This is a genomic window from Prescottella equi, assembly GCF_002094305.1.
GTDB classification, from domain to species: Bacteria; Actinomycetota; Actinomycetes; order Mycobacteriales; family Mycobacteriaceae; genus Prescottella; species Prescottella equi.
This window is the reverse complement of sequence record NZ_LWTX01000001.1, coordinates 121,792-145,890: the sequence shown is the minus strand read 5'-3', so window position 1 is coordinate 145,890 and position 24,099 is coordinate 121,792. Positions and strand designations below refer to the sequence as shown.

Sequence of the window (24,099 nt, the reverse complement as noted above, 5' to 3'; positions counted from 1 at the left end):
ACTTTCACGCGCCGGGATCGGCGATGCGAGGGAGGTGCACGCCGACCGCGGCGAACCGATCGACGACGGCGTCGGCGCCTCCGGGCCGCGCCTGCAACACGAGCGACGCGTCGGTTGCACCGACCGCCTGCGCGAACCACGGCAGTTCGGTCGGTTGTTCGTTCAGCAAGCTGTCGGCGTCGAGCACCAGCACCACCGCGTCGGCGCCGACGGTGTCGGCGAGTTCGCCGAGACACTCGTCGAACGCGTCCTTGTTGCGGCCGAAGTAGTACGGGAACTGCAGGGCCGCGGCGAACTCGTCGAACAGCGCCGCGACCGTCGGCATCCGCCTGCCCCGCACGTGCCGGACCGGCCGGAGCGCGCGCAGGTCCTCCTCGATGCCCGCGGTGCGGCGTGCATCGGCGACGAGCAGCGACAGTCCGCGCGGAAACGTCGGAGTGGGGGCCATCACCGCATCCTTGCGAAGGTCTCGTAGTGATCGTCGGTGTACCACGCGGACCCGTCGCTGCCGGTCACGATGCGCTCCGCGTCGCGGCCCCGGCCGTCCACCTTCCGGTTGACGTCCCATTCCTGGTAGCGGATCTTCCCGCCCCCGTCTGTCGCGGGCAGCCGGCCCTCGTGGTTACCGAAAGTCCGGCCGCCCTGGGTGCCCGGGGCATCGTCCGGTGGCCAGCGTCCGGCGTCGACGGCCGCGAGCGTGGCCCACGCGGCCTGGGGCACACCGCTCGCCTCCCGGACAGTCGAGGTGGTCGTGCTGGACGTCGTGGGCGGCGCCTTCGGAGCCGCGAGGGCAGTGCTCGTGGCCGACACGGGCACCGACGACGCGACCGGAGATTTGTCGTCGCCGCCGTTCTGGGTGCCGACGAACACCGCGGCCGCGAGTCCGACGAGCAGCGCGACGATCGGACTCCTGCGCTGCGGAGCCATCAGCGGAACTGCACGGTGACGGGCGCATGGTCGGACCAGCGCTCGGCGTAGGTCGCGGCCCGCTCGACGCGCGCTTCCTTCGCCCGCGCGGCCAGGCCGGGGGTGGTCAGGTGGTAGTCGATACGCCAACCGGCGTCGGTGTCGAACGCCTTGCCGCGGTACGACCACCACGAGTACGGGCCGTCGACGTCCGGGTGCAGTTCGCGCACGACGTCCACCCACGCGCCGCCGGCGAGCAGGGCGCCCACCCAGTCGCGCTCACCGGGCAGGAAGCCCGACTTCTTGACGTTGCCCTTCCAGTTCTTGATGTCCCGTTCGGTGTGGGCGATGTTCCAGTCGCCGCACACCAGGACGTCGCGTCCGGCCGCCACTGCCGCCTCGGCGCTCGCCGACAGGTGCGCCGCGAACGACGCCATGAAGCGTTCCTTCTGCTCCTGCTTGGGCGTCTCCGCCTCCCCGGTCGGCAGGTACAGGCTGCCGACGGTGAGCGCGTCGAAGTCGGCTTCGATGTAGCGTCCGGCATCCGCGAACTCGTCGTCCCCGAAACCGATGCGGACGGCGTCGGCAGGACGCCGCGACAGCACCGCCACACCGTTGCGGCCCTTCGCCGACGGTTCCGCCGACGCGACGTGCCAGCCCTGGTCGAGGGCCGGCGCCAGCGTCTCGTGCAGTTGCTTGTCGGATGCGCGCGTCTCCTGCAGGCAGACGACGTCGGCCTGGGATCCGGCGAGCCAGTCGATCAGGCCCTTGCGGGCGGCGGCGCGGACGCCGTTGACGTTGACGGTGGTGATGATGTGCGGCACGCGGAGAACCGTATCGGACGTCACCGACGCGCCGTCACCACCGCGACGGCCAGGACTGCCAGACCGGCGAGCGCGAGCGCCGACCCGACCAGAGCGGGAGCGGTGTAGCCGAGGCCCGCCGCGATGACGACCCCACCGATCCATGCGCCGAACGCGTTCGCGACGTTGAGCGCGGAGTGGTTGAGGGCGGCCGCGAGGGTCTGCGCATCGGCGGCCACGTCCATCAGCCGAGTCTGCAGGCCGGGCACGAGCGCCGAGCCGGCGGAGGCGACGAGGAACAGCACGAGCATCGCGGTGAAGGGATTGTGCGCCGCGACCGCGAAGAGCGCCAGGAGCCCCACCAGGGCAGCGAGCATCGCGAAGAGTCCGGGGGTGAGCGCCCGGTCGGCGAGGCGGCCGCCGAGGGTGTTGCCGGCCACCATGCCGAGCCCGTAGACCATGAGCGCGACGGGCACCAGCGTCACCGGGAGTCCGGCGACGTCGGTCATGGTCCAGCCGACGTACGTGTACACCGCGAACATGCCGCCGAAGCCCACGGTGGCGACGACGAGGGTGAGCCACACCTGTCCGCGCCGGAGGGCGGACAGTTCGGTCCGCGGGTCGGTGGTGCGCACGTCGTGCAGGGGCGGTACCCGGAGCGCGATCGCCGCGACGGTGAGCGCGCCGATCAGGGCGACGACGGCGAACGCGCTGCGCCAGCCGAGCCCCTGCCCGATCCAGGTCGCCGCCGGCACCCCGGCGACGTTGGCAACCGCGAGGCCGCTCATGACCATCGCGACAGCCTTCGCACGGTGCCCCGGTCCGGCGAGGTACGCGGCGACCAGCGACGCGACGCCGAAGTAGGCGCCGTGCGGGAGTCCCGCGACGAAGCGCGCCACCAGCAGTCCGCCGTAGCTGGGCGCGACGATCGTGGCGGCGTTGCCGACGGTGAACGCGATCATCAGCGCGATCAGCAGGGTCTTGCGCGGAACCCTCGCAGTCAGTGCGGCGATGACCGGCGCGCCCACGACGACGCCGAGCGCGTACGCGGTGATGACGTGTCCGGCAGTGGACTCGGAGATTTTCAGGCCGCCGGCGATCTGCGGCAACAGGCCCATCGCGGCGAACTCGGTGGTGCCGATGCCGAAGCCGCCCATCGCGAGGGCGAACATCGCGCGGCGGCGTCGGGCAGCCGGGACGGGGCTGCCGGACGGCGCGGGAACGGTGGCCGAGACGGTCAAGAGAGATACCTTCCGGGCACGGTGGAACAAGACGTCCGACGGTAGTGAGGAAATGGAAACGGGACGTTCCCACGAGGGGAACGTCCCGTTTCGGCGAGGGTTACGCGATTACGCGCGCGCCTTCTGCAGGTTCTCGTCGAGGGTCGCGAGGAACTCCTCGGTGGTCTGCCAGGCCTGGTCCGGGCCGACCAGCAATGCGAGGTCCTTGGTCATCTGACCGTTCTCGACGGTCTTGATGACGACGTCCTCGAGCTGCTGTGCGAACTCGATCAGCTCCGGGGTGTTGTCCAGCTTGCCGCGGTGCTCGAGGCCCCGGGTCCACGCGAAGATCGACGCGATCGGGTTGGTCGACGTCGGCTTGCCCTGCTGGTGCTGACGGTAGTGGCGCGTGACCGTGCCGTGTGCGGCCTCCGCCTCGACGGTACGGCCGTCCGGGGTCATCAGCACGGAGGTCATCAGACCCAGCGAGCCGTAGCCCTGCGCAACGGTGTCGGACTGGACGTCACCGTCGTAGTTCTTGCAGGCCCAGACGTAGCCACCCTCCCACTTGAGGGACGAGGCGACCATGTCGTCGATGAGGCGGTGCTCGTAGTGCAGGCCGGCGGCGTCGAACTCGGCCTTGAACTCGTCCTCGTAGATCCGCTGGAACTCGTCCTTGAACATGCCGTCGTAGGCCTTGAGGATCGTGTTCTTGGTGGAGAGGTACACCGGGTAGTTCTGCTGCAGGCCGTAGGACAGCGAGGCCCGCGCGAAGTCCTGGATGGACTTCTTGTAGTTGTACATACCCATGACCACGCCGCCGTCCTCGGGCAAGCGGCACACCTCGTGCTGGATCGGCTCGGAGCCGTCGTCCGGGGTGTAGGTGATGGTGACGGTGCCGGCGCCGGGTGCCTTGAAGTCGGTGGCGCGGTACTGGTCACCGAAGGCGTGACGGCCGACGATCACCGGCTTGGTCCAACCGGGGACCAGACGCGGGACGTTCGAGATCAGGATGGGGGCGCGGAAGATCGTGCCGCCCAGGATGTTACGGATGGTGCCGTTCGGGGAACGCCACATCTTCTTCAGGCCGAATTCCTCGACCCGCGCCTCGTCCGGGGTGATCGTGGCGCACTTGACGCCGACGCCGTGCTTCTTGATCGCTTCGGCGGCGTCGATGGTGACCTGGTCGTCGGTGGCATCGCGATGCTCGATCCCCAGGTCGTAGTACTCGAGATCGACATCCAGGTAGGGATGGATCAGCTTGTCTTTGATGAACTGCCAGATGATGCGCGTCATCTCGTCGCCGTCGAGTTCGACGACCTTGCCTTCGACCTTGATCTTGGACATGGGGGCTTCGCGTCCTCCTAGGAAGTGTCCCTGGTTCCGTTCCCTGGGTACTGGGGGTGCACGGGCCACTTTGTGAGTGGACCCGCCAACGGTTCAATTATCAAACGTAGACGGTTCGGATCTCCCTCGGCAGGGACGACCCAAACATGACGAGCGTACTGCTATTGCTTCCGAGCGCAACCATGCCCCCTGGCTCACTACCCCTACCTACCGGTAACTTTGCCGGTTCTCCACACCTGGGGTCGAAAGATCAGCCCCCTCCTTCCCGTGTGCCCGTTTCTGCCGTTAAGATCACGGCCAGGTCATGAGTGTCAGCGTCAAGCCCCGGCTCGCTGGCCGGCAACCCTCCAACCGCGGTGGGGTGCCCCGGGTGATGACCTGGTCTTCCGACTCGAGCCGGAAGACAAGCGCGGGTCCGCTGGGACGGACCCACTGACCGGGCCATGCCCCACCGGAGGTTCTTCATGTGTAGTTGTCACGAGTAGCCGGTCCACAGGCGCGCAGTCGATGCTGCGCCAACCCCATCTGCAGACTTCACACCCTGGAGTAGAACGACTCATGACCGAAATCACGGACGCCGCTGTCGACCCGACCGCGAACTGGAGCTTCGAGACCAAGCAGGTCCACGCGGGACAGACACCCGACGGCGCCACCAACGCCCGCGCGTTGCCGATCTACCAGACCACGTCGTACACGTTCGACAGCACCGACCATGCCGCAGCGCTGTTCGGCCTGGCCGAGCCCGGCAACATCTACACCCGCATCATGAACCCGACGCAGGACGCCGTCGAGCAGCGCATCGCCGCGCTCGAGGGTGGCGTCGCCGCTCTGCTGCTGGCCTCCGGGCAGGCCGCCGAGACGTTCGCGATCCTCAACCTCGCCGAGGCCGGCGACCACATCGTGTCGAGCCCGCGTCTGTACGGCGGCACGTACAACCTGTTCCACTACTCGCTGCGCAAGTTGGGCATCGAGGTCTCGTTCGTCGAGGATCCCGACGACGTCGAGCAGTGGCGTGCCGCGATCCGCCCGAACACCAAGGCGTTCTACGGCGAGTCGATCTCGAACCCTCGCAACGACATCCTCGACATCCCGGGGATCTCGAAGGTGGCGCACGAGAACGGCATCCCGCTGATCGTCGACAACACCGTCGCGAGCCCGTACCTGATCCGTCCGCTCGAGCACGGCGCCGACATCGTCGTCCACTCGGCCACGAAGTACCTCGGCGGCCACGGCACCGCGGTCGCCGGTGTGATCGTCGACGGTGGAAAGTTCGACTGGACACAGGGCCGCCACACCAACTTCACGACTGCCGACCCGAGCTACCACGGTGTCGTCTTCGCAGATCTCGGCGCGCCGGCGTTCGCTCTCAAGGCCCGCGTGCAGCTGCTGCGCGACCTGGGTTCCGCGGTCTCGCCCTTCAACGCGTTCCTGATCTCGCAGGGCATCGAGACGCTCAGTCTGCGGATGGAGCGCCACGTCGCCAACGCCAAGGCCGTCGCCGAGTACCTCGAGGCCCGACCGGAGGTCACGTCGGTCTCGTACGCCGGGCTGCCGTCGTCGCCGTGGCACGAGCGGGCGAAGACGATCGCCCCGCGCGGCACCGGCGCGATCGTCGCGTTCGAGCTGGCCGGTGGGGTCGAGGCCGGCAAGAAGTTCGTCAACGCGCTCACCCTGCACAGCCACGTCGCCAACATCGGTGACGTGCGCTCGCTGGTGATCCACCCGGCGTCGACCACCCACTCGCAGCTCACTCCGGAGGAGCAGCTCGCGTCGGGTGTCACCCCCGGCCTGGTCCGGCTCGCCGTCGGCATCGAGGGCATCGACGACATCCTCGCCGACCTCGACGCCGGTTTCGCGGCGGCGGCATCTTGACCGTCAGCTCCGTTCGCAACGCCCGTCCGGCGGGGTTCCCCCCGCCGGGCGGGCGCTTGTGCTTTGTCCACGTCGGCTCGATCGAACTCGAGAGCGGTGTGGTTCTTCCCGATGTCGAGCTCGCCGTCCAGCGGTGGGGTGAGCTCGCGACCGACCGGGACAATGTGGTCCTCGTCGAGCATGCCCTGACCGGCGACTCGCACGTGACGGGCCCCGCGGACGACGAGCACCCCTCCCCCGGCTGGTGGGACGGCATGATCGGCCCGGGCGCCCCGATCGACACGAACGAGTGGTGCGTGATCGCCACCAACGTGCTCGGCGGCTGCCGCGGTACGACGGGACCCGGTTCGATTGCCGCGGACGGCACGGTGTGGGGTTCGCGCTTCCCGGAGATCTCCATCCGCGATCAGGTGGCTGCCGAGGTCGCCCTCGCCGACGTGCTCGGCATCGAACGTTTCTCGTCCGTCATCGGCGGGTCGATGGGCGGCATGCGGACACTCGAGTGGATCGTCGGGCATCCCGATCGGGTCGACTCGGCTCTGGTCCTCGCGGTCGGTGCTCGCGCCACCGCCGACCAGATCGGCACCCAGACCACCCAGATCGCCGCCGTGACGAGCGATCCCGACTGGCAGGGCGGTGACTACCACGGCACCGGGCGGATTCCCCGCACCGGTCTGGGACTCGCCCGCCGGATCGCGCACCTGACGTACCGCACCGAGGCCGAACTCGACTCCCGTTTCGCCAACGACGCCCAGGCCGACGAGAATCCTTGGGACGGTGGCCGGTACGCGGTCCAGAGCTATCTCGACCACCAGGCCGACAAGCTGGTTGCCCGCTTCGATCCCGCCACCTACGTGTTGCTGACCGAAGCGATGAACCGGCACGACATCGGTCGCGGACGCGGCGGTGTCGCGGCGGCGCTCGCGTCGACGAACGTGCCCGTGATCGTCGGCGGCGTCGACTCCGACCGGCTGTATCCGCTACGCCTGCAGCAGGAACTCGCGGACGGGCTGCCGGGCAGCGACGGGCTGCGGGTCCTGGAATCGAAGGACGGCCACGACGGCTTCCTCACCGAAGCGGACGCCGTGGCGGAACTGTTGAAGGAGACGATGGAACTGGCGCGCGCCGCCCGCCGGGGCTGAGCGCGAACTCCCGCAGATTCGAGCGGCGCGTCAGTCGGTCCCGAGGGGGTCGATCGACGCCGCCAGCGCGATGATCGTGGCCCCGACGACCGCCATCGCCGCCACATCGAATCCCTTGCCGCGCACGGCGAGCAGCCCCACCCGGTCGGGCGACAGTGCCGCGCGCAGGAGAGCCGCGAGCACCATGGCGCCCCCGAGAACGAGGGCGCCCCGGCGCCAGCGGTCGGCAAGGACCAGCACGAAGGCCGCCGCCACCACGAGGACGACGGCGAGCAACGGCCAATTCCTGCGCGCGAACTGCGTCACGGACCGGTCCTAGTCGGACTGTCCGGCGAGCTGCTCGGCCCGCTCCACGACATTGGTGAGCAGGAAGGCACGCGTGAGCGGTCCGACACCACCGGGGTTCGGTGACACGAAGCCGGCGACCTCGCGGACGTCGTCGGCGACGTCACCGCGCAGTCCGTCGGCGGTGCGGCTGACGCCCACGTCGAGCACGGCGGCACCCGGCTTGACCATGTCCGCGGTGATCAGACCGGGCACGCCGGCGGCAGCGATCACGATGTCCGCCTGGCGCACCTGCGCGGCCAGGTCACGGGTTCCGGTGTGGCACAGCGTGACCGTCGCGTTCTCGGTGCGGCGGGTGAGCAGCAGGCCGATCGGGCGCCCGACGGTGACGCCACGACCGACGACGGCGACGTGGGCACCGGCGATCGGAACCTCGTAGCGACGCAGCAGGTGCACGATGCCGCGCGGGGTGCACGGCAGCGGCGCCTCCTTGCCCAGGACCAGGCGCCCCAGGTTCACCGGGTGCAGGCCGTCGGCGTCCTTGTCGGGGTCGACGCGCTCGAGCGCGGCGTTCTCGTCGAGGTGCTTCGGCAGCGGGAGCTGCACGATGTAGCCGGTGCACTCGGGATTGGCGTTGAGCTCGTCGATCGTGGCCTCGAGCTCTTCCTGCGTGATGTCGGCCGGCAGGTCGCGACGGATCGAGGTGATGCCCACCTTCGCGCAGTCGTTGTGCTTGCCGCGCACGTAGGCGGCCGAACCGGGGTCGTCGCCGACGAGGATGGTGCCCAGTCCGGGCGTGATGCCCTTCTCCTTCAGGGCTGCCACCCTGGCCTCGAGGTCCTCGAAAATCTCGTCGCGGGTTGCTTTGCCATCCAGGATCGTTGCAGTCACGGCGACCATTGTTCCAGGCTAGGGTCGCTGCATGTCACCGGCTCCGGATCTTCGTGGTCCACGTGTCCTGTTGACCCCCGTCCAGCCGTCCCACCACGCACGGCTGCGCGAGATCCATCGGCTTCCCGAGGTGAGCCGATGGTGGAAGGAACCCGCCGACGACTGGCCGGCCGACGACCCCGACACCGTCGGATACGCGGTCGTCGTGGACGCCCGTGTCGTGGGATTCGCGCAGTGGTACCAGGAGTCCGATCCGGAGTTCCGGCACGCCGGGCTGGATCTGTTCCTCGACGGCGCCGTGCACGGGCAGGGCCTGGGAAGCGAAGTGGTGCGGAGGCTGTGCAGCCACCTCGTCGACGATCTCGGCTTCCACCGGATCGTCATCGACCCCGAGTCCGCGAATGCGGCGGCGATCGCGTGCTACCGCAAGGCGGGGTTCCGTGAGGTCGGCATCATGCGTGAGTACTGCCTGGGCGCAGACGGGGTGTGGCGCGACGGGCTCCTGATGGATCTGCTGGCACGCGAACTGGTGCGCTGACCGACAGCGCCGTCACGGTTCGACGGTCAGGCCGTGCGCGACCGCGTACGCGACCGCCTGCGTCAGTTCGACCCGGGTCTTGTCGAGTTTCGCGGCGGTCCACAGCCCGGGGTCGACGTGAGCGCCGCGCAGGTCGGCGCCCTCGAGCCGGATCGCCTCGACCCGCGCGCCCGACAGGTTCACCGACCGCAGCACGGCGCCGCGCAGATCTGCCTGCACCAGGTTGGCCTCGCGGAATCGACAGTCGGTGAAGTCCAGCCCCCGCAGGTCCGCGCCGCCCATCGACGCCAGCGTGAAGTCGACCTCCTCGACCACCAGCGGCCGCATCTGACACTCGACGAAGATCGAACCGAGCATGCTGCAACTTCGGAAGCTGCTGTGCCACATGGTGGTCCGCGCAAACATGCACGACCGGAACGCGCTGCCGTGGTGGTGCGAATCGGTGAGGTCGGCACCGGTGAAGTCACACTCGGTGAAGACCACGAACTCGGTGTCGAGTTCCGAGAGATCCGCGTCGCGGAACGAGCACGCGGTGTAGTGCTGTCGGACCCACTTCTCCCCGGTCGCGCGGGCATCGGAGAAGTCCTCCCCCACGATCTCGACGATTTCACCGGTCATGAAATCCATGCTGCCCCCGCCCACCGACAATTTCGACCGGCGCGATCCGCTCGGCGGACGGCGACCCGTACCTGGCAAGCTGAACGCCGTGTTCCGAGTGATGTTCCACGAGCCCCGCATCCCACCCAACACGGGAAACGCGATCCGCATGGTCGCCGGGACGGGCTGCGAACTGCACCTCGTCGGCCCGCTCGGGTTCGACCTGTCCGAGCCCAAGCTGCGGCGCGCAGGCCTCGACTACCACGACCTCGCCTCGGTGACGGTGCACGAGAACCTCGAGGCGGCGTGGGACGCGCTCCGACCCGAGCGGGTCTTCGCCTTCACCGCGCACGCGTCGACGTCGTACGCGGACCTCGCCTACCAGCCGGGGGACGTGCTGCTGTTCGGCCCCGAGCCGACCGGGCTGGCGCAGGACGTCCTCGAGGACCCGCACGTCACCGCGCAGGTGCGGATCCCGATGGTGCCGGGCCGACGGTCGCTGAACCTGTCGAACGCGGCGGCGGTCGTCACGTACGAGGCCTGGCGCCAGCACGGTTTCGCGGGGGGCGTCTAGCCGGAGCCGCTGCGGCGCACCATGCGCACCAGGTCACCGGCGGGGCCGGACAGCTGACGGGGGCCGCGCCACACCGCACGCAGGCTGCGTTCGAGCACCAGGCCGTCGACGTCCACCACCTTCAACTCCCCCGCGGCCACCTGATCGGCCACTGCGAGGGTGCTCATCACCGCCGGCCCGACACCCGCGATGATGCTGGTGCGGATGGCCGCGGCGCTGCCGAGCTCGAGCAGCGGCGGCGTGCGCGGCAGGTCCTGCAGGGCGACGTCGAGGGTGGTGCGGGTGCCGGAGCCGGGCTCGCGGACCACGAGCGGCGTCTGCGCGAGCTCGGCGACGGTGATCGGCTTGCGCCGGCGCGTCCACGGGTGCCCCGGATGCACGACGACGACCAGCTCGTCCCGCGCGACGGTGACACTGTGCAGGCTGCGCGGCAGTGTCGGTGATTCCACGAATCCGACGTCGCAGGCGCCCGACTCGAGCCGCTCGAACACCTGGGTGGAGTTGAGCACCTGGAGATGGATGGTGACGTCGGCGTCGAGCCCCCGGAAGCGACCCAGCCACCCGGGGAGCAGATGTTCGGCGACGGTCATACTGGCGCCGATCGTCAGCTCCGCGGAACGTTCGGCTCTCAGCCCGTCGGCGACGTCGAGAAGTCGGTGCGCCTCGTCGAGCAGGCGGCGTGCCCAGTGCACGACCACGGTGCCCTGCGGGGTGAGTGTGGATCCGGTGGTACGCCGATCCAGCAGCGGCATACCGAGTTGCCGCTCGAGCTGTTTGATCGCGCGGCTCCCGTTGGGCTGCGCCATTCCCGCGTTTCTGCTTGCCGCGCTGAGACTTCCGTGGTCGTCGACGCCCACGAGCAGTTCCAGGACATCGAGGTCGGGCCAGCGGCGACGCATTCGCAGATTGTATGCGCCGAACTATTGACATATCCGATCGATATGCCGCCATACCGTTTTGCCGTCTACCGAACGACCGTTCAGTGACGGAATCTGGAAGCCATGAGCAGTAGCGTCGAGCAGCAGACCACCGCCCCCGAGGCACCCGGCCGCGCCCGGGCCGCCGCGGCCTCGCTGATGCCGGGAGTGGCGGTCGCCGCCGTGGCCACCGCCGTCGCGATGGGCGTCGGGCGCCTGCTTCCGACCGTCAGCCCGCTGCTGATCGCGATCGTGCTCGGCGCCGTCGCCGCCAACACCGTGCAGCTTCCGGCGACGATCCGGCCCGGGCTCACGTTCTCCTCGAAGAAGCTCCTGCGGGTGGGGATCGCGCTACTCGGTCTGCAGCTGATGCTCAGCGACATCGTCGGGCTCGGGTGGGGCATGATCGCGGTCGTCGTCGCGATCGTCACGCTCGGCATCACCGGAACGATGATGATGGGCAGCGTGCTCGGACTGCCCTGGACCCAGCGGCTCCTGATCGCCTGCGGGTTCTCGATCTGCGGTGCGGCCGCAACCGCCGCGGTCGACGGGGTCGTCGACGCCAAGGAGGAGGAAGTCCTCACCGCGGTGGCGCTCGTGGTGCTCTTCGGCACCCTGATGATCCCCACGATTCCGCTGCTCTCCCGCGCGCTGGGCATGGACGAGACCACGGCCGGCATGTGGGCGGGCGGGTCGATCCACGAGGTCGCACAGGTCATCGCGGCGGGCGGCGCCATCGGAGGCGGCGCCCTCGCCGTCGCAGCCGTCGTGAAGCTCGCCCGGGTGGTGATGCTCGCTCCGGTCATGGCCGTGATCGGTCTCCAGCAGCGCCGCCGGTCCGACGGCACGACGGCCGGGACCCGGCCGCCGCTGGTACCGCTGTTCGTGGTCGCGTTCCTCGCGTGCGCCGCGCTGCGCTCGACCGGAGTGCTTCCCGACGGCGTGCTCTCCGTCGCCAAGGTCGTGCAGACCGCCCTGTTGACCGCCGCGATGTTCGCACTCGGCACCGGCGTGCACATCGCCACCATCAGGAAGGTGGGACCGCGCCCCCTCGCGCTGGCCGCGATGTCGACGGTATGGGTGGCCGCGATCGCGTTGGTCGGCGTGCTGATCGTCAACTGACTGCACGCACAGGGACATCGCCCGCGGCACGAATGTCCGATCTGCCCCATCCGGGCCGGGCGACGCGATACAGTGCCCTCGAAAACCGGATGTATCAGGGGAATTGCACGTTACGCAGCGTTTCGGGTATGTCGGGTCCACCCCCTCGGAACGATCGAAGGACCACCACCCATGCGAAACGGAGCACTTCGCCGCGCGCGAAACGTGTTCGCCGCCTCGGCGCTGTCTCTCGCAGCGCTGCTGATCACGACCCTGAGCGATGCCGCCGTCGCCGGAGCACAACCGCTGTCCCACCTCACCGGAATCGACGGCGACAGCACCGACGCGCGCGTGCGCACCGCACACGTCTACTCGGAGTCGATGGACCGCGTCGTCCCCGTCCGGGTACTGCTGCCGGCCGACACGTCGCGTCCGCGCCCGACGCTGTACCTGCTCAACGGCGCGGGCGGCGGTGAGACCGGCGCGACCTGGCAGGCCAACACGGACGTCACGGAGTTCTTCGCGGACAAGCACGTCAACGTCGTGACCCCGATGGGCGGCACCGCCAGCTACTACACCGACTGGGAACGCGACGATCCGGTCCTCGGCCGTAACAAGTGGCAGACGTTCCTGACCCGTGAACTGCCGCCGATCATCGACGCCGAGTTCGGCGGGAACGGCACCAATTCGATCGCCGCCATCTCCATGACGGCGACGTCCGTCCTCAACCTGGCGATCGCAGCGCCCGGCCTGTACAGGGCCGTCGGGTCCTACAGTGGGTGCGCCGAGACGAGCACCCCGATGGGATCGGCCTTCGTGGACCTGGTGGTCCGGTCGGCGGGCGGGGGCGATCCGGTGAACATGTGGGGGCCGCCGGGGAGCCCGGCACGGCTGGCCAACGACCCTGTTCGCAACGCGGAGAAGCTCCGTGGGACCGAACTGTTCGTCTCGTCCGGCTCGGGTCTACCGGGGCCGCACGACCATCTGGGTGCACCCGGTGTCGACGGGGATCCGGTCCTGTTCGCCCGTCAGGTCGTCGTGGGCGGTGCGATCGAGGCCGCGACCAACGCCTGCACCCGCAATCTCGCCGATCGCCTTCGCGCCCTGAACATCCCGGCGACGTTCGACTTCAATCCGACCGGCACCCATTCGTGGGGGTACTGGCAGGACGACCTGCACCAGTCGTGGCCGCTGATGGCCCGCGCGATGGGCATCTGACGGCGAACGCTCGACCGGCGCTCAGCTGCGACCGCAGGCGATGTCGAGGAAATCGCGTGCCGCGCCGCGCAACCCGCGAGATCCGTCCCACACCGCGAGCAGCCGTCGCGGCATGCGCAGGCCCTGCACCGGAACCGACGCGAGCCGTCCGTCGTGGAGGTCGGCTTCGACCGCGAGCGACGAGACGACGGCCGGGGCGTTGCCCGCGACGACCGCAGCCTTGACGGCGGTGCACGACGTGAGTTCGAGCAGTGGGTCGACGCAGCCGGGGACCGCGTGTTCGAGCGTCGTCCGGGTGCCGGAGCCGGGCTCGCGCTGGATCAGCGGCGTGGCCGCGAGCTCACTGGGGTCGATCGGGGCCCGCGCGATCCACTTGTGGTCGGGCGGGACGATCACGACCAGTTCGTCGTGCGCCACCTCGACCGCGCGCAGACCGTCGGGGGCCGTCGGGCCCTCGACGAATCCGAGGTCCGCCTCGCCCGCCCGCACCTGGGCCGCCACGTCGGTGGAGTTGAGCAGGCGCACCGAGGTGACGACGTTCGGGTACTTGCGCCGCATCGCGACGGTCCAGCCCGGAACGAGGTATTCGGCGATCGTCATGCTGGCGGCGACGGTCAGGTTCGCGTCCCGTTCGCCGCGCAGGGCGGCGACGCCCGACGCCATCTCCTCGGCGGAGTCGAGGATCGCCGACGCCCATTCGAGGATCAGCGCACCCTCGGCGGTGGGCTGGACACCGCCGGCGCCGCGATCGAACACCCGCAGCCCGAGCTGACGCTCCGCGGAGCGCACGCGCGCACTGACGGCCTGCTGGCTGAGTCCGTGTTCGCGTCCGGCCGCGCCCATGCTCCCGAGCCTGCCCACCGCGACCAGCACGTCCAGCGCGGCGAGTTCGGGAACACGGTTCGAAAGCGGCATACCCCCAAGGCTAGACCCACAAACGGAGTTTGTATCCCTTCCACTCCAAGCCTTCTACCGGCAACAACGTCGGAACGGCAACCTTGGTTTCATGCTTACCGCTCCGCGTCTGGCACATCTGACACCCAACTGGTTCGCCGTGGTCATGGGCACCGGCATCATCGCCGTCGCCACGTCGTCGCTCCCGGTGAACCTGCCGGGCCGACGCGGGATCGCCCTGACGTTCTGGCTTCTCGCGGTGACCCTGCTCGCGGTGCTCGTGACCGCTTTCGCGGTGCACTGGATCCGGCACACCGAGCACGCCCGCGAGTACGCACGCAGCACCACGATGTTCCCGTTCTACGGCGCGCTGCCGATGGCCGTGCTCACCGTCGGTGCCGGCACCGCGGCAGTCGGCTCGACGGTGATCCCGGCCGGGCTCGCGTTCGGTATCGCCGGGACACTGTGGGCGCTCGGCACCATCGGCGGCCTTGCGACCAGCGCGGTGATGGCGGGACGGTTGCGGGCCGTCGCCGATCGCGGCACCGCGGTCCCTGCGTGGCTGATGCCGGTGGTGCCGCCCATGGTGTCGGCCGCGACCGGCGCCGCCCTGGTGACCCATCTGCCCGAGGGCGGGCCGCGGGTCGCGATGCTGGCAGGCTGCTATGCGCTGTTCACGCTCGCGCTGGTCTTCGCGCTGTTCATCGTCGCGCTGCTCGCGGCCGAGTTCCGCGACGGCGGCCTGCCGCCGCTCCAGGCGCTGCCGACCATGTGGATCCCGCTCGGCATCGTCGGGCAGTCGATCGCGGCCGCCAACAACCTGGGAACCGCGGCCGGACACGCCGTCGGACACGACACCGCGAATGCACTGCACCTGTTCGGCCTGGGTTACGGCCTGCTGATGGGGACGGTCATGATCGTCGTCCTCGCCGCGGTCGGCGTCCTCACGGCGCGCGCCTTCCGTTCGGGTCTCACGTTCACCATGAGCTGGTGGAGCTTCATCTTCCCGGTCGGCGCGTGTGCCGTGGGGATGGGAGCGTTCGGTGTCGCGGGCGACTTCGAGATCCCGCGACTGCTGTCGGCCGGACTGCTGTGCGCCCTGGTCCTCGCCTGGTGTGTGGTGGCCGTGCACACCGCACACCGGGTTCGAACCAGGGCGCTACCGGCTCCGGCCTGAGCCGGATCGACCGTCAGGTCAGCGCGTCGATCGCGGCCTGCAGGCGGGTCGTCGCCTCGGCGGCAACCTCCTCGAGCCCGGGCTCCTCGGTCACCGCGACCATGAGCGCCGGGTTCATCGCCTCGACGATCACGCCGTCGCCGTCGGAACGGACCACGACGTTGCACGGCAGCAGCAGACCGATCTGCCGGTCCACCCCGACCGCACGGTGGGCGAGCTGGGGATTGCACGCGCCGAGAATGACGTACCGCTCCATCTCGGCGCCGATCTTCGCCTTCAGCGTCGCCTGCATGTCGATCTCGGTGAGCACACCGAAACCCTGCTCCTGCAACGCCGCCCGCGTCTTGGCGATGGCGTCGTCGAACTCGGTGTTCAGTCGGGTCGAGATTCCCAGTTCCATCACGGACTCCTCGGGGTCGATTTCAGGAGGGTTGTCGTCAGGCCAGGGCCAGGAACAGCTTCTCGAGTTCGGCCTCGGTTAGCGGTTCGGACGCCTTGCCGTCACCTGACAGGCATTCGCGCAGCCCGGTCGCGACGATCTTGAAGCCGGCCCGGTCGAGCGCGCGGGACACGGCCGCCAACTGCGTGACGACGTCCTTGCACTCGCGGCCGTTCTCGATCATCGAAATGACTCCGGCCAGCTGTCCCTGCGCGCGGCGCAGGCGGTTGAGCACCTTGGCGATGCTCTCTTCGTCTCCGGTCATGAGACCTCCTCGTTTCCCTTCCAGATTACCCACAGGGGTATCCCGCCGGATCCGGCTGTGACCACTGTCATCAGCCGGATCCGGTGTCGGGATCACCCGTGCGAGAACTTGATGTTCGGCAGCGCCTTGCGCAGCCAGTTCGGCGACCACCAGGCCGCGTTCCCGGTCAGCCGCAGCAGCGCCGGCAGCAGGATCAGGCGGATCAGCACGGCGTCGAGCAGGACGGCGATGCCCAGCAGGATGCCCATCTCCTTCGGCGGCAGCGGCTCGGCGAGCGCGAAGCTGAAGAACACGCCCACCATGACGGCCGCGGCCGCGAAGATGACCCGTCCGGAATGCGCCATGCCCGAGATCTGGGCACCCCGCGCGCTACCGGTCTTCTCGTACTGCTCCTTGACCGTCGACAGCAGGAACACCGTGTAGTCCATCGCGATCGCGAAGATCATCGCGAAGAAGAACACCGGCCCCCAGCCGTCGAGGAAGCCCTGCGGGGTGAAGCCGAGCAGATCGGACAGGTGCCCGTCCTGGAAGATCAGCTTCGATGCACCGAACGCCGCAGCGGTCGACAGCAGGCTCACGACCGTGCCGATCAGCGAGACCAGCGGGGCCTGCAGGGCGACCAGCAGCAGCAGGAAGCCCAGCACCAGGATCACGCCGATGACGATCGGCAGGTAATCGTTCAACGCCGTCTGCAGGTCCAGGTTCTCCGCCGGCGCACCGCCGACCAGGGCGCTGTCGGGCAGTTCGCCACGCAGTGTGTCGAGCGTTCCGCCGAGCGCGGGATCCGACGGATCGACAGTCGGCAGCGCCTGCATCATCACCAGACCGGACCCGTCCGACGCCGGCATCGCGGGCGTCACCGCGGCCACACCGTCGACGGTTGCCGCGGCCTGGGCCGCAGCGGGCGCGTCGGCCTCGGGGACCACGATCTGCAGCGCGCCCGGCGCGCCGACACCCATCTGCTCCTGCACCAGTTCGTATCCCTGACGCACGGCGGCGTCCTCGGGGACCACCTGGATGGACGGCATCGCGACCTTGAGGCCCAGCACCGGGATCGCGAGTCCGATCAGGATCGCGACGGCACCGACCGCGAACGGCAGCGGGTGCCGGTCGAGCAGCTTGCCCCACTTGGTGAACAGCGGCGAGCCGTCGGTCTCGGTCTGCTGCTTCTTGGCGTACGGCAGCGAGCCGGCGTTGACCTTGCGGCCCAGCTTCGCGAGCACGGCGGGCAGCAGCGTCAGCGTCGCCGCGAGAACGAACACGACCGCGAGCATGATGCCGACCGCCATCGTCCGGACCGCGGGCGCGGGGACGAGCAGCACGGCGGACAGACTCACCAGCACCGTCAGTCCCGAGAGCAGGACAGCCTTGCCGGCGGTGTCCATCGTCTCGGCGACCGCCAGGCGCGCGTTCGCGTTCTTACGCAACGCGTCCCGGAAGCGGACGACGAGGAACAGCGCGTAGTCGATGCCGAGCGCGAGCGCGAACATCATCGCGAAGTTCATGGCCCACACGGAGATCGGAGTGATCTCGTTGAGCAGCACCAGGCCGCCGGCGGACGCGACCAGACCCGCGAGGGTCAGCAGCAGCGGCAGACCCGCGGCGACGAGCGAGCCGAACGCGAGGACCATGATGCCGAGCGTGACCGGCCACGACATCATCTCGGCCTTGATCATGGCGTCGTGGTTGGCCTTGTTGAAGTCGCTCCACAGTGCCGACGCGCCGGTCGGGTAGACGTCGATGCCGTCGCCCGAGAGCGCCTTCAGGTCGCCGCCGAGGTCGTCGACCGCGCGCACCATGTCGTCGGTGTTCGCGTTCGCGCCGGCGACGAGGATGCCGGTGTGCCCGTCGGGGCTGATCGTCATGCCGGGCTGCGGCGGGATCACCTCGCCGATGCGGGCGTCGGCCTGCAGCACCGACGTCGCCTCGCCGAGCACCTGCTGCACCGCGGGGTCGTCGAGCGGCTTCTCGTCGGAGTGGACGACGACCTGGATCGCCGACGACGCGTTGCCGCCGAAGTGTTCCTGTGCGAGCTCGCGCACCTGCACCGACTCGGAGCCGTTGGCCTGCCAGCCGGCACCGGCCAGCGAGCTGAACACCGAGGGCGCCGCGGCGCCGAGGGCGACGACCAGCACGAGCCACGCGGTGATCACCCATTTGAAGTTGTCGGCCATCGCGGCACCGAGCCGGGCGAGTGGGCCGCCGACGGACTCGGTGGATGGCGGCGGGGAGTCCTGCCGCTGTCCGGTGGTGGTCATGGGAGATGCCTTTCGGTGTTGTGGGTGTCTGGTTCCGTCCCGCGTTTTGCGCACTTATCGCGCTTTCACGGGTGGAATTCGCGCGATAAGTGCGCAAAACGCGAGGGACGAAAATACGGGTGGGGGTATATATGAGGGCTAAAGAGAACCCGGTCGAGAACCACTCGGTTTCGACCGGGTTCGGGTGGAGCTAGCTGCCGGACTCGACGGCGCGGCCGGACTGCAGCCATGCCATGGTGCCGCCGATGACGTTGACGGCGTCGACACCGCGGGCCTCGAGGTACTGCGCGGCCTGGGCGCTGCGGCCGCCGGCCGCGCAGATGACGTAGACAGTGCCGTCGGCCGGAACCTCGTCGACGCGCGCGACGAACTCGCTCAGCGGGATCGAGGCCGCGCCGGGCACCCGCGCCTCGGCGTACTCGTCCGCCTCACGGACGTCGACGAGCGGGGCGCCGGTGGCCAGCACCGCTTCGAGTTCGTTCACGTCGATCTCGCGCATAGAAGGTTCCTTCCGAGTGTTCAGGGTTCACGAGACGCCGGCCGGCGCCTTCGCGCGCTGCCCTGCGTCCCACGTCTTGTAGCCGCCGTCGAGGTTGGCCGCGGGTCGGCCCAACCCGGCGAGCAGGCGCACTGCGGTGTGGCCGCGCTGGCCCACCTGGCAGTGCACGATCAGGTCGCCGGCCGGCAGTTCGCCGACCCGGTCCCTGAGCTCGTCGAGCGGGACGTTGACGGCGCCCGGGACGGCGCCGGCCGCGAACTCGTCGGCGGTGCGGACGTCGACGAGCGACGCGCCACCGGCGACCAGCGTATCGAGTTCGTGCCACTGGACCGTGCGGGTGGAGTCGGTGCGCAGGTTGTCGGCGATGTAGCCGAGCATGTTCACCGGATCCTTGGCCGAACCGAACTGCGGCGCATACGCCAGTTCCAGGTCGGCCAGGTCCGACGCGGTCAGCCCACCGGCCATCGCGGTGGCGATGATGTCGATGCGCTTGTCCACGCCCTCGCCGCCCACGGCCTGGGCGCCGAGGATGGCGTCCGTCTCGGGGTCGACGAGCAGCTTGATCGCCATCTGCTGCGCACCCGGGTAGTACCCGGCGTGCGACTGCGGATGGGTGTGAATCGCCCGGTAGGGACGACCCGCCGCGCGAAGCCGCTTCTCGTTCCAGCCGGTCGCGGCGACGATCAGCCCGAACACTCCGACGACCGCGGTACCGGACGACGACGTGGCCCGCACCGGACGGCCGGCGATGACGTCGGCCACGAGACGACCCTGTCGGTTCGCCGGGTTGGCGAGCGGGATCATCGCGACCCCGCCGCCCACCGCGTCACGCTTCTCGACGGCGTCGCCGACGGCGAAGATGTGCGGGACCGAGGTGCGCATCCGGTCGTCGACCACCACGCCTCCCCGCTCCCCCAACTCGGCGCCCGCCATCTTCGCGAGCGTGTTCTCGGGCCGGACACCGATCGCCATGACGACGATGTCCGCCGGGAGCGTGCGCCCGTCCGCCAGTTCGGCGGTGGTCGCCCCGATCGAGGTCAGCTGGGTGCCGAGTTCGAGGCGCACTCCGTTCTCGCGCATCCGGTCGGCGACGGGTGCCGCCATCTCGGGGTCGAGCGGCGCCAGCACCTGGTCGGCGAGTTCGACGACGGTGACCGCGAGATCACGGTGGCGCAGGTTCTCGGCCAGTTCGACGCCGATGAAACCGGCACCGACGATGACGGCGCTGGGCGCCCCGGACGTCTGCGCCGACTCGATCTGTTCCACCAGCCGGTCGACGTCCTCGACGTCGCGCAGGATCAGTGCGCGTTCGACGCCGGGCAGCGGCGGCACGATGGGACTCGCACCGGTGCTCAGCACCAGTTCGTCGTAGCTCTCGACGTAGGTGTCTCCCGACGCGAGGTCGTGGACGGTGACGGTGCGGGCGTCGGGATCGATCGCGGCGACCTCACTGCGGACGCGGACGTCGAGGCGGAAACGGGCTCCGAGACTCTCGGGCGTCTGCAACAGCAGTTCGTCGCGGTCCTCGATGACGCCACCGGCGTAGTAGGGCAGACCGCAGTTCGCGAACGACACGTGCGCGCCGCGCTCGAAGACGACGATCTCCGCCGACTCGTCCAGACGACGCATGCGGGTGGCCGCGGACATTCCGCCGGCGACACCTCCGACGATGACAACCTTCACGATCTACCTCCTCGATGTTGCGACCGACTATACCCCAGGGGGTATCCGAGAGGGTGTGAAGCTGCTCTCAGCGGAAGTCCCGCGACCTACTCGCCATCCGCAGGTCCATCAGCTGCAGATGGTCCGCGACCACGGTCACCGCACCCTCCGCGTTCTGCACCTTCCCCCGCACCAGCAACGCCGGGGCGCTGGTGGCGAGTTTGCGATACCTCGCCCACAGCCCAACCGAACACACGACGTTGACCATTCCGGTCTCGTCCTCGAGGTTGACGAAGGTCACCCCGGCCGCGGTGGCGGGCCGTTGCCGGTGGGTCACCGCTCCCCCGACCAGCACCCGGTCCCCGTCCGGGACGTCGAGCAGCCGCGACGCCGGCAGCACTCCCAGCGCGTCGAGTTGCGGGCGCAGGAACTCCGTCGGATAGCTGTCGGGTGAGACGCCCGTCGCCCAGACGTCGGCGGCGGCGAGTTCGAGGTCGCTCATACCCGGCAGGGCCGGCGCACGGGTGGACGCCCCCATCCCCGGCAACCGGTCCGGGCGCTCCCCCGCCGCGGCGCCGGCCGCCCACAGCGCCTCGCGCCGGGACAGCCCGAAGCAGCTCAACGCTCCGGCCGTCGCGAGGGACTCGACCTGCCCCGTGGTCAGGTCGATCCGACCGGTCAGATCCAGGATCGACCGGAACGGCCCGTCCTCCGCCCGGGCCGCGACGATACGTTCGGCGAGCGCGTCACCGATGCCGCGTACCTCTCCCAACCCCAGCCGCACCTCGGTGCCGCATGCTTCGAGAGTGGCGTGCGCGAGACTCGCGTTGACGTCGGCCCCGTGCACTCGCACCCCGTGCCGGCGGGCGTCGGCGACGAGGGATTGCGGCGAGTAGAAGCCCATCGGCTGCGCACGCAGCAGGCCCGCACAGAACGCCGCCGGGTGGTGCAGCTTGAACCACGACGAGTAGAAGACGAGCGATGCGAAGGACTGCGAATGACTCTCGGGGAAGCCGAAGTTCGCGAACGCGTGCAGCTTCTCGTAGATCCGGTCGGCGACGTCGCCGGTGATGCCGTGCAACTCCCGCATGCCGTCGTAGAGCCGTCCGCGCAGGCGTTCCATCTTCTCGGGCGACCGCTTGGAGCCCATCGCGCGCCGCAACTGGTCGGCTTCGGCGGCGCTGAAACCGGCCGCGTCGACAGCCATCTGCATGAGCTGCTCCTGGAACAGCGGCACCCCCAACGTGCGCGCCAGCGCCTTCTCGAGACACGGATGGTCGTAGACGACGGGCTCGCGACCGTTGCGACGCCGGATGTACGGATGCACCGAACCGCCCTGGATCGGCCCGGGCCGGATGAGCGCGACCTCGACGACGAGGTCGTAGAAGTTGCGAGGCTTCAGGCGCGGCAGTGTCGCCATCTGGGCTCGCGACTCCACCTGGAACACCCCCACCGAGTCGGCGCGTTGCAGCATCTCGTAGACCGCCTGCTCGGACAGGTCGAGCTGCGCCAGGTCCACCTCGATCCCCTTGTGTTCGGCGACCAGGTCGATCATGTAGTGCAGCGCCGAGAGCATGCCGAGGCCGAGCAGGTCGAACTTCACCAATCCCACTGCGGCGCAGTCGTCCTTGTCCCACTGCAGAACGCTGCGGTTCTCCATGCGCGCCCATTCCACCGGGCACACGTCGGCGATGGGCCGGTCGCAGATCACCATGCCGCCGGAGTGGATGCCGAGGTGCCGGGGAAAGCCCTCGATCTGCGCGGCCAGCTCCAGCACGGCCGGCGGGATGTCGGTGTCGGTCTCCTGGCCGACGCCGGTCCACCGGCTGACCTGTTTGCTCCACGCGTCCTGCTGGCCCTGCGAGAAGCCGAGCGCCCGGGCCATGTCCCGCACCGACGACTTGCCGCGGTAGGTGATGACGTTGGCGACCTGCGCGGCGTACTCGCGGCCGTACTTGGTGTAGACGTGCTGGATGGCCTCCTCGCGGCGATCGGATTCGATGTCGACGTCGATGTCGGGCGGGCCGTCCCGCTCGGGCGAGAGGAACCGTTCGAACAACAGCTTGTTGCGCACCGGGTCGACGTTGGTGATGCCGATCGCGTAGCAGACCGCCGAGTTGGCGGCCGAACCCCTTCCCTGACAGAGGATGTCGTTGTCCTTGCAGAACGAGACGATGTCGTGGACCACGAGGAAGTAGCCGGGAAAGGTCAGCCGTTCGATGATGTCGAGTTCGTGTTCGATCTGCGCGTATGCGGCCGGGTTCGCCGACGGTGGCCCGTACCGCCGGCGTGCCCCCTGCATGGTCAGCTCGCGCAGCCAGCTCGCTTCCGTGTGCCCGTCCGGGACGTCGAACGGCGGGAGTTTCGGCGCGATGAGCCGCAGATCGAACGCGCACTCGAGCCCCAGCGCGGCGGCGCCCGCCACCGCCTCGGGGCACTGCGCGAACAGCCGCGCCATCTCGGCCCCGGACCGCAGGTGCGCACCGCCGGTGGGCGCGAGCCAGCCCGCCGCCTCGTCCAGGCTCTGCCTGGCCCGCACGGCGGCCATCGCCATCGCCAGCCGTCGTCGGGGTGGACCGGCGAAGTGCGCCGCAGTCGACGCGATCACGGGAAGCTGTTGTCGCGTGGCGATTTCCGCGAGCGCCGCGTTGATCTCGTCGTCCTCCGGCAGGCCGCGATGGGTGAGTTCGACGGTGACCCGATCGGCCCCGAACCGGTCGACGAGGTCGCGCAGCGCAGCTTCGGCGGCGTCGGGCCCGCCTGCGGCGAGTGCACTGCGCACGTGCCCCTTGCGGCACCCGGTGAGGATCTGCCAGTGCCCGCCCGCCGCCTCCGTGAGCGCGTCGTAGTCGTAGCGGGGCTTGCCCTTCTCCCCACCGGCCAGGTGCGCGGCCGCAATCTGCCGCGACAGCCGCCGGTACCCTTCCTGCCCGCGAGCCAGCACCAGAAGATGCGTGCCGCCGGGGTCGGGGGTGCCGGTGCGCGGGGTGGCGTCGAGGGACAGTTCGGCCCCGAACACCGTCCGCATGCCCAGCTCCTTCGCGGCCTCGGCGAACCGGACCACGCCGTACATGCCGTCGTGGTCGGTGAGCGCGATCGCGTCCAGCCCGAGCCGCACGGCTTCCTCGACGAGTTCCTCGGGCGGGCTGGCACCGTCGAGGAAGCTGAAGGCCGAGTGGGTGTGCAGCTCGGCGTACGGAACGGTGGCACCGACCGGGCGAACCGCACCGTCGGCCAGGTAGGCGCCGCGCTTGCGGGACCACGCCGGGCTGTCGCCGCCGTCGCCCGGGAACTGCGACTCGTGCCGCGGGCGCCCCGACAGCACCCGTTCCATCTCCGCCCACGTCGGCGGACCGTGGCCCCAACCCATCCAACTGTCACCTTCCCGCAGGACACACGCCTGCGCGTACAGGAAGACGCGGAGGGGAAGACGCATCTTTCGAACTCATGTTCGAGTGTGGCACGTGTGCCCGGCAGGGTCAACGCGAGTACCC

23 protein-coding genes and 1 riboswitch are annotated in these 24,099 nt (G+C 69.6%); of the genes, 7 read left to right on the top strand and 16 right to left on the bottom strand.

Annotated features, from left to right (window positions below; translation table 11 throughout):
* Window positions 1-4: 4 nt before the first annotated feature.
* From A6I89_RS00730 to A6I89_RS00710, 5 genes are all read right to left on the bottom strand, one after another.
* Window positions 5-448 (bottom strand): barstar family protein, encoded by a 444-nt coding sequence (locus tag A6I89_RS00730; protein WP_022597223.1) that lies wholly within the window; start codon window positions 446-448, stop codon window positions 5-7.
* Window positions 448-927: a guanyl-specific ribonuclease gene (locus tag A6I89_RS00725; protein WP_022597225.1), complete on the bottom strand. Its 480-nt coding sequence runs from the start codon at window positions 925-927 to the stop codon at window positions 448-450. Before A6I89_RS00725 ends, A6I89_RS00730 begins: the two co-directional genes overlap by 1 nt.
* On the bottom strand, window positions 927-1,730 hold the full coding sequence (locus A6I89_RS00720) for an exodeoxyribonuclease III (protein WP_172504539.1): 804 nt from the start codon (window positions 1,728-1,730) through the stop codon (window positions 927-929). Before A6I89_RS00720 ends, A6I89_RS00725 begins: the two co-directional genes overlap by 1 nt.
* A 20-nt stretch (window positions 1,731-1,750) precedes the next feature.
* On the bottom strand, window positions 1,751-2,950 hold the full coding sequence (locus A6I89_RS00715; RefSeq protein WP_005518556.1) for an MFS transporter: 1,200 nt from the start codon (window positions 2,948-2,950) through the stop codon (window positions 1,751-1,753).
* Window positions 2,951-3,058: 108 nt separating this feature from the next.
* On the bottom strand, window positions 3,059-4,276 hold the full coding sequence (locus A6I89_RS00710; protein WP_005518554.1) for an NADP-dependent isocitrate dehydrogenase: 1,218 nt from the start codon (window positions 4,274-4,276) through the stop codon (window positions 3,059-3,061).
* A 300-nt stretch (window positions 4,277-4,576) separates the two neighbouring features.
* A riboswitch (SAM riboswitch) is annotated at window positions 4,577-4,692 on the top strand.
* A gap of 142 nt (window positions 4,693-4,834) precedes the next feature.
* Here A6I89_RS00710 and A6I89_RS00705 point away from each other — a divergent pair.
* Window positions 4,835-6,148, top strand: a complete 1,314-nt coding sequence (locus A6I89_RS00705; protein WP_022597228.1) for a bifunctional o-acetylhomoserine/o-acetylserine sulfhydrylase — start codon at window positions 4,835-4,837, stop codon at window positions 6,146-6,148.
* Window positions 6,145-7,290 carry a homoserine O-acetyltransferase MetX gene (metX, locus tag A6I89_RS00700; RefSeq protein WP_164490706.1) on the top strand — a complete coding sequence of 382 codons (1,146 nt, stop codon included), beginning with the start codon at window positions 6,145-6,147 and terminating at the stop codon, window positions 7,288-7,290. The genes A6I89_RS00705 and metX overlap by 4 nt, the downstream gene beginning before the upstream one ends.
* A gap of 30 nt (window positions 7,291-7,320) precedes the next feature.
* Here metX and A6I89_RS00695 read toward each other — a convergent pair whose 3' ends face one another.
* Window positions 7,321-7,596 carry a DUF3017 domain-containing protein gene (locus tag A6I89_RS00695; RefSeq protein ID WP_005518549.1) on the bottom strand — a complete coding sequence of 92 codons (276 nt, stop codon included), beginning with the start codon at window positions 7,594-7,596 and terminating at the stop codon, window positions 7,321-7,323.
* A 9-nt stretch (window positions 7,597-7,605) separates the two neighbouring features.
* Entirely contained in the window at window positions 7,606-8,466 is an 861-nt protein-coding gene (locus A6I89_RS00690; protein ID WP_022597230.1) for a bifunctional methylenetetrahydrofolate dehydrogenase/methenyltetrahydrofolate cyclohydrolase, read from the bottom strand.
* 31 nt (window positions 8,467-8,497) lie between these two features.
* Between A6I89_RS00690 and A6I89_RS00685 the strand changes: the two genes are divergently transcribed.
* Window positions 8,498-9,004, top strand: coding sequence for a GNAT family N-acetyltransferase (locus A6I89_RS00685; RefSeq protein WP_049910585.1), 507 nt, complete (start codon window positions 8,498-8,500; stop codon window positions 9,002-9,004).
* Window positions 9,005-9,016: 12 nt separating this feature from the next.
* On the opposite strand, the gene A6I89_RS00680 is transcribed toward A6I89_RS00685, so the two are convergent.
* The gene (locus tag A6I89_RS00680) at window positions 9,017-9,631 is read right to left on the bottom strand and encodes a pentapeptide repeat-containing protein (RefSeq protein ID WP_005518545.1); all 615 of its coding nucleotides are present in this window, start codon (window positions 9,629-9,631) and stop codon (window positions 9,017-9,019) included.
* Window positions 9,632-9,710: 79 nt separating this feature from the next.
* Here A6I89_RS00680 and A6I89_RS00675 point away from each other — a divergent pair, with 79 nt between their 5' ends.
* The gene (locus A6I89_RS00675) at window positions 9,711-10,175 is read left to right on the top strand and encodes a tRNA (cytidine(34)-2'-O)-methyltransferase (protein ID WP_022597236.1); all 465 of its coding nucleotides are present in this window, start codon (window positions 9,711-9,713) and stop codon (window positions 10,173-10,175) included.
* On the opposite strand, the gene A6I89_RS00670 is transcribed toward A6I89_RS00675, so the two are convergent.
* The gene (locus A6I89_RS00670) at window positions 10,172-11,074 is read right to left on the bottom strand and encodes a LysR family transcriptional regulator (protein WP_022597238.1); all 903 of its coding nucleotides are present in this window, start codon (window positions 11,072-11,074) and stop codon (window positions 10,172-10,174) included. The genes A6I89_RS00675 and A6I89_RS00670 overlap by 4 nt on opposite strands.
* Before the next feature lie 102 nt (window positions 11,075-11,176).
* Between A6I89_RS00670 and A6I89_RS00665 the strand changes: the two genes are divergently transcribed.
* Both A6I89_RS00665 and A6I89_RS00660 read left to right on the top strand, forming a co-directional pair.
* Window positions 11,177-12,214, top strand: a complete 1,038-nt coding sequence (locus A6I89_RS00665) for a YeiH family protein (RefSeq protein WP_022597241.1) — start codon at window positions 11,177-11,179, stop codon at window positions 12,212-12,214.
* Between the two features lie 171 nt (window positions 12,215-12,385).
* Complete coding sequence (locus tag A6I89_RS00660; RefSeq protein WP_022597243.1) at window positions 12,386-13,411, top strand: alpha/beta hydrolase; 1,026 nt, start codon at window positions 12,386-12,388, stop codon at window positions 13,409-13,411.
* 21 nt (window positions 13,412-13,432) lie between these two features.
* On the opposite strand, the gene A6I89_RS00655 is transcribed toward A6I89_RS00660, so the two are convergent.
* Entirely contained in the window at window positions 13,433-14,326 is an 894-nt protein-coding gene (locus A6I89_RS00655; protein ID WP_005518540.1) for a LysR family transcriptional regulator, read from the bottom strand.
* Window positions 14,327-14,417: 91 nt separating this feature from the next.
* Between A6I89_RS00655 and A6I89_RS00650 the strand changes: the two genes are divergently transcribed.
* Complete coding sequence (locus A6I89_RS00650) at window positions 14,418-15,482, top strand: TDT family transporter (protein WP_022597245.1); 1,065 nt, start codon at window positions 14,418-14,420, stop codon at window positions 15,480-15,482.
* A 13-nt stretch (window positions 15,483-15,495) separates the two neighbouring features.
* Here the strand turns inward: A6I89_RS00650 and A6I89_RS00645 are convergent, their stop codons facing one another.
* The 6 genes from A6I89_RS00645 to A6I89_RS00620 all read right to left on the bottom strand — a co-directional run bounded on the left by A6I89_RS00645 (window position 15,496) and on the right by A6I89_RS00620 (window position 23,975).
* On the bottom strand, window positions 15,496-15,882 hold the full coding sequence (locus tag A6I89_RS00645; protein WP_022597247.1) for a DUF302 domain-containing protein: 387 nt from the start codon (window positions 15,880-15,882) through the stop codon (window positions 15,496-15,498).
* A 37-nt stretch (window positions 15,883-15,919) separates the two neighbouring features.
* The gene (locus tag A6I89_RS00640; RefSeq protein ID WP_022597249.1) at window positions 15,920-16,186 is read right to left on the bottom strand and encodes a metal-sensitive transcriptional regulator; all 267 of its coding nucleotides are present in this window, start codon (window positions 16,184-16,186) and stop codon (window positions 15,920-15,922) included.
* Between the two features lie 92 nt (window positions 16,187-16,278).
* Entirely contained in the window at window positions 16,279-18,444 is a 2,166-nt protein-coding gene (locus A6I89_RS00635) for an MMPL family transporter (RefSeq protein WP_005518534.1), read from the bottom strand.
* Window positions 18,445-18,634: 190 nt separating this feature from the next.
* A complete protein-coding gene (locus A6I89_RS00630) occupies window positions 18,635-18,943 on the bottom strand; it encodes a rhodanese-like domain-containing protein (protein ID WP_022597251.1) in 309 nt (102 codons plus the stop codon).
* Between the two features lie 27 nt (window positions 18,944-18,970).
* On the bottom strand, window positions 18,971-20,629 hold the full coding sequence (locus tag A6I89_RS00625; protein ID WP_197535470.1) for an FAD-dependent oxidoreductase: 1,659 nt from the start codon (window positions 20,627-20,629) through the stop codon (window positions 18,971-18,973).
* A gap of 64 nt (window positions 20,630-20,693) precedes the next feature.
* Window positions 20,694-23,975, bottom strand: a complete 3,282-nt coding sequence (locus A6I89_RS00620) for an error-prone DNA polymerase (protein ID WP_013416827.1) — start codon at window positions 23,973-23,975, stop codon at window positions 20,694-20,696.
* Window positions 23,976-24,099: the final 124 nt, after the last annotated feature.

Excerpts from the sequence above, each read along its gene's own strand:
- A6I89_RS00620 (WP_013416827.1), bottom strand. The coding sequence starts at position 23,975 with ATGGGTTGGGGCCACGGTCCGCCGACGTGGGCGGAGATGGAACGGGTG.
- A6I89_RS00725 (WP_022597225.1), bottom strand. The coding sequence starts at position 927 with ATGGCTCCGCAGCGCAGGAGTCCGATCGTCGCGCTGCTCGTCGGACTC.
- A6I89_RS00650 (WP_022597245.1), top strand. The coding sequence starts at position 14,418 with ATGCTTACCGCTCCGCGTCTGGCACATCTGACACCCAACTGGTTCGCC.
- A6I89_RS00670 (WP_022597238.1), bottom strand. The coding sequence starts at position 11,074 with ATGCGTCGCCGCTGGCCCGACCTCGATGTCCTGGAACTGCTCGTGGGC.
- A6I89_RS00630 (WP_022597251.1), bottom strand. The coding sequence starts at position 18,943 with ATGCGCGAGATCGACGTGAACGAACTCGAAGCGGTGCTGGCCACCGGC.
- A6I89_RS00660 (WP_022597243.1), top strand. The coding sequence starts at position 12,386 with ATGCGAAACGGAGCACTTCGCCGCGCGCGAAACGTGTTCGCCGCCTCG.
- A6I89_RS00655 (WP_005518540.1), bottom strand. The coding sequence starts at position 14,326 with ATGCCGCTTTCGAACCGTGTTCCCGAACTCGCCGCGCTGGACGTGCTG.
- A6I89_RS00730 (WP_022597223.1), bottom strand. The coding sequence starts at position 448 with ATGGCCCCCACTCCGACGTTTCCGCGCGGACTGTCGCTGCTCGTCGCC.
- A6I89_RS00635 (WP_005518534.1), bottom strand. The coding sequence starts at position 18,444 with ATGACCACCACCGGACAGCGGCAGGACTCCCCGCCGCCATCCACCGAG.
- A6I89_RS00685 (WP_049910585.1), top strand. The coding sequence starts at position 8,498 with ATGTCACCGGCTCCGGATCTTCGTGGTCCACGTGTCCTGTTGACCCCC.
- A6I89_RS00665 (WP_022597241.1), top strand. The coding sequence starts at position 11,177 with ATGAGCAGTAGCGTCGAGCAGCAGACCACCGCCCCCGAGGCACCCGGC.
- A6I89_RS00640 (WP_022597249.1), bottom strand. The coding sequence starts at position 16,186 with ATGACCGGAGACGAAGAGAGCATCGCCAAGGTGCTCAACCGCCTGCGC.
- A6I89_RS00680 (WP_005518545.1), bottom strand. The coding sequence starts at position 9,631 with ATGGATTTCATGACCGGTGAAATCGTCGAGATCGTGGGGGAGGACTTC.
- A6I89_RS00645 (WP_022597247.1), bottom strand. The coding sequence starts at position 15,882 with ATGGAACTGGGAATCTCGACCCGACTGAACACCGAGTTCGACGACGCC.
- A6I89_RS00705 (WP_022597228.1), top strand. The coding sequence starts at position 4,835 with ATGACCGAAATCACGGACGCCGCTGTCGACCCGACCGCGAACTGGAGC.
- A6I89_RS00710 (WP_005518554.1), bottom strand. The coding sequence starts at position 4,276 with ATGTCCAAGATCAAGGTCGAAGGCAAGGTCGTCGAACTCGACGGCGAC.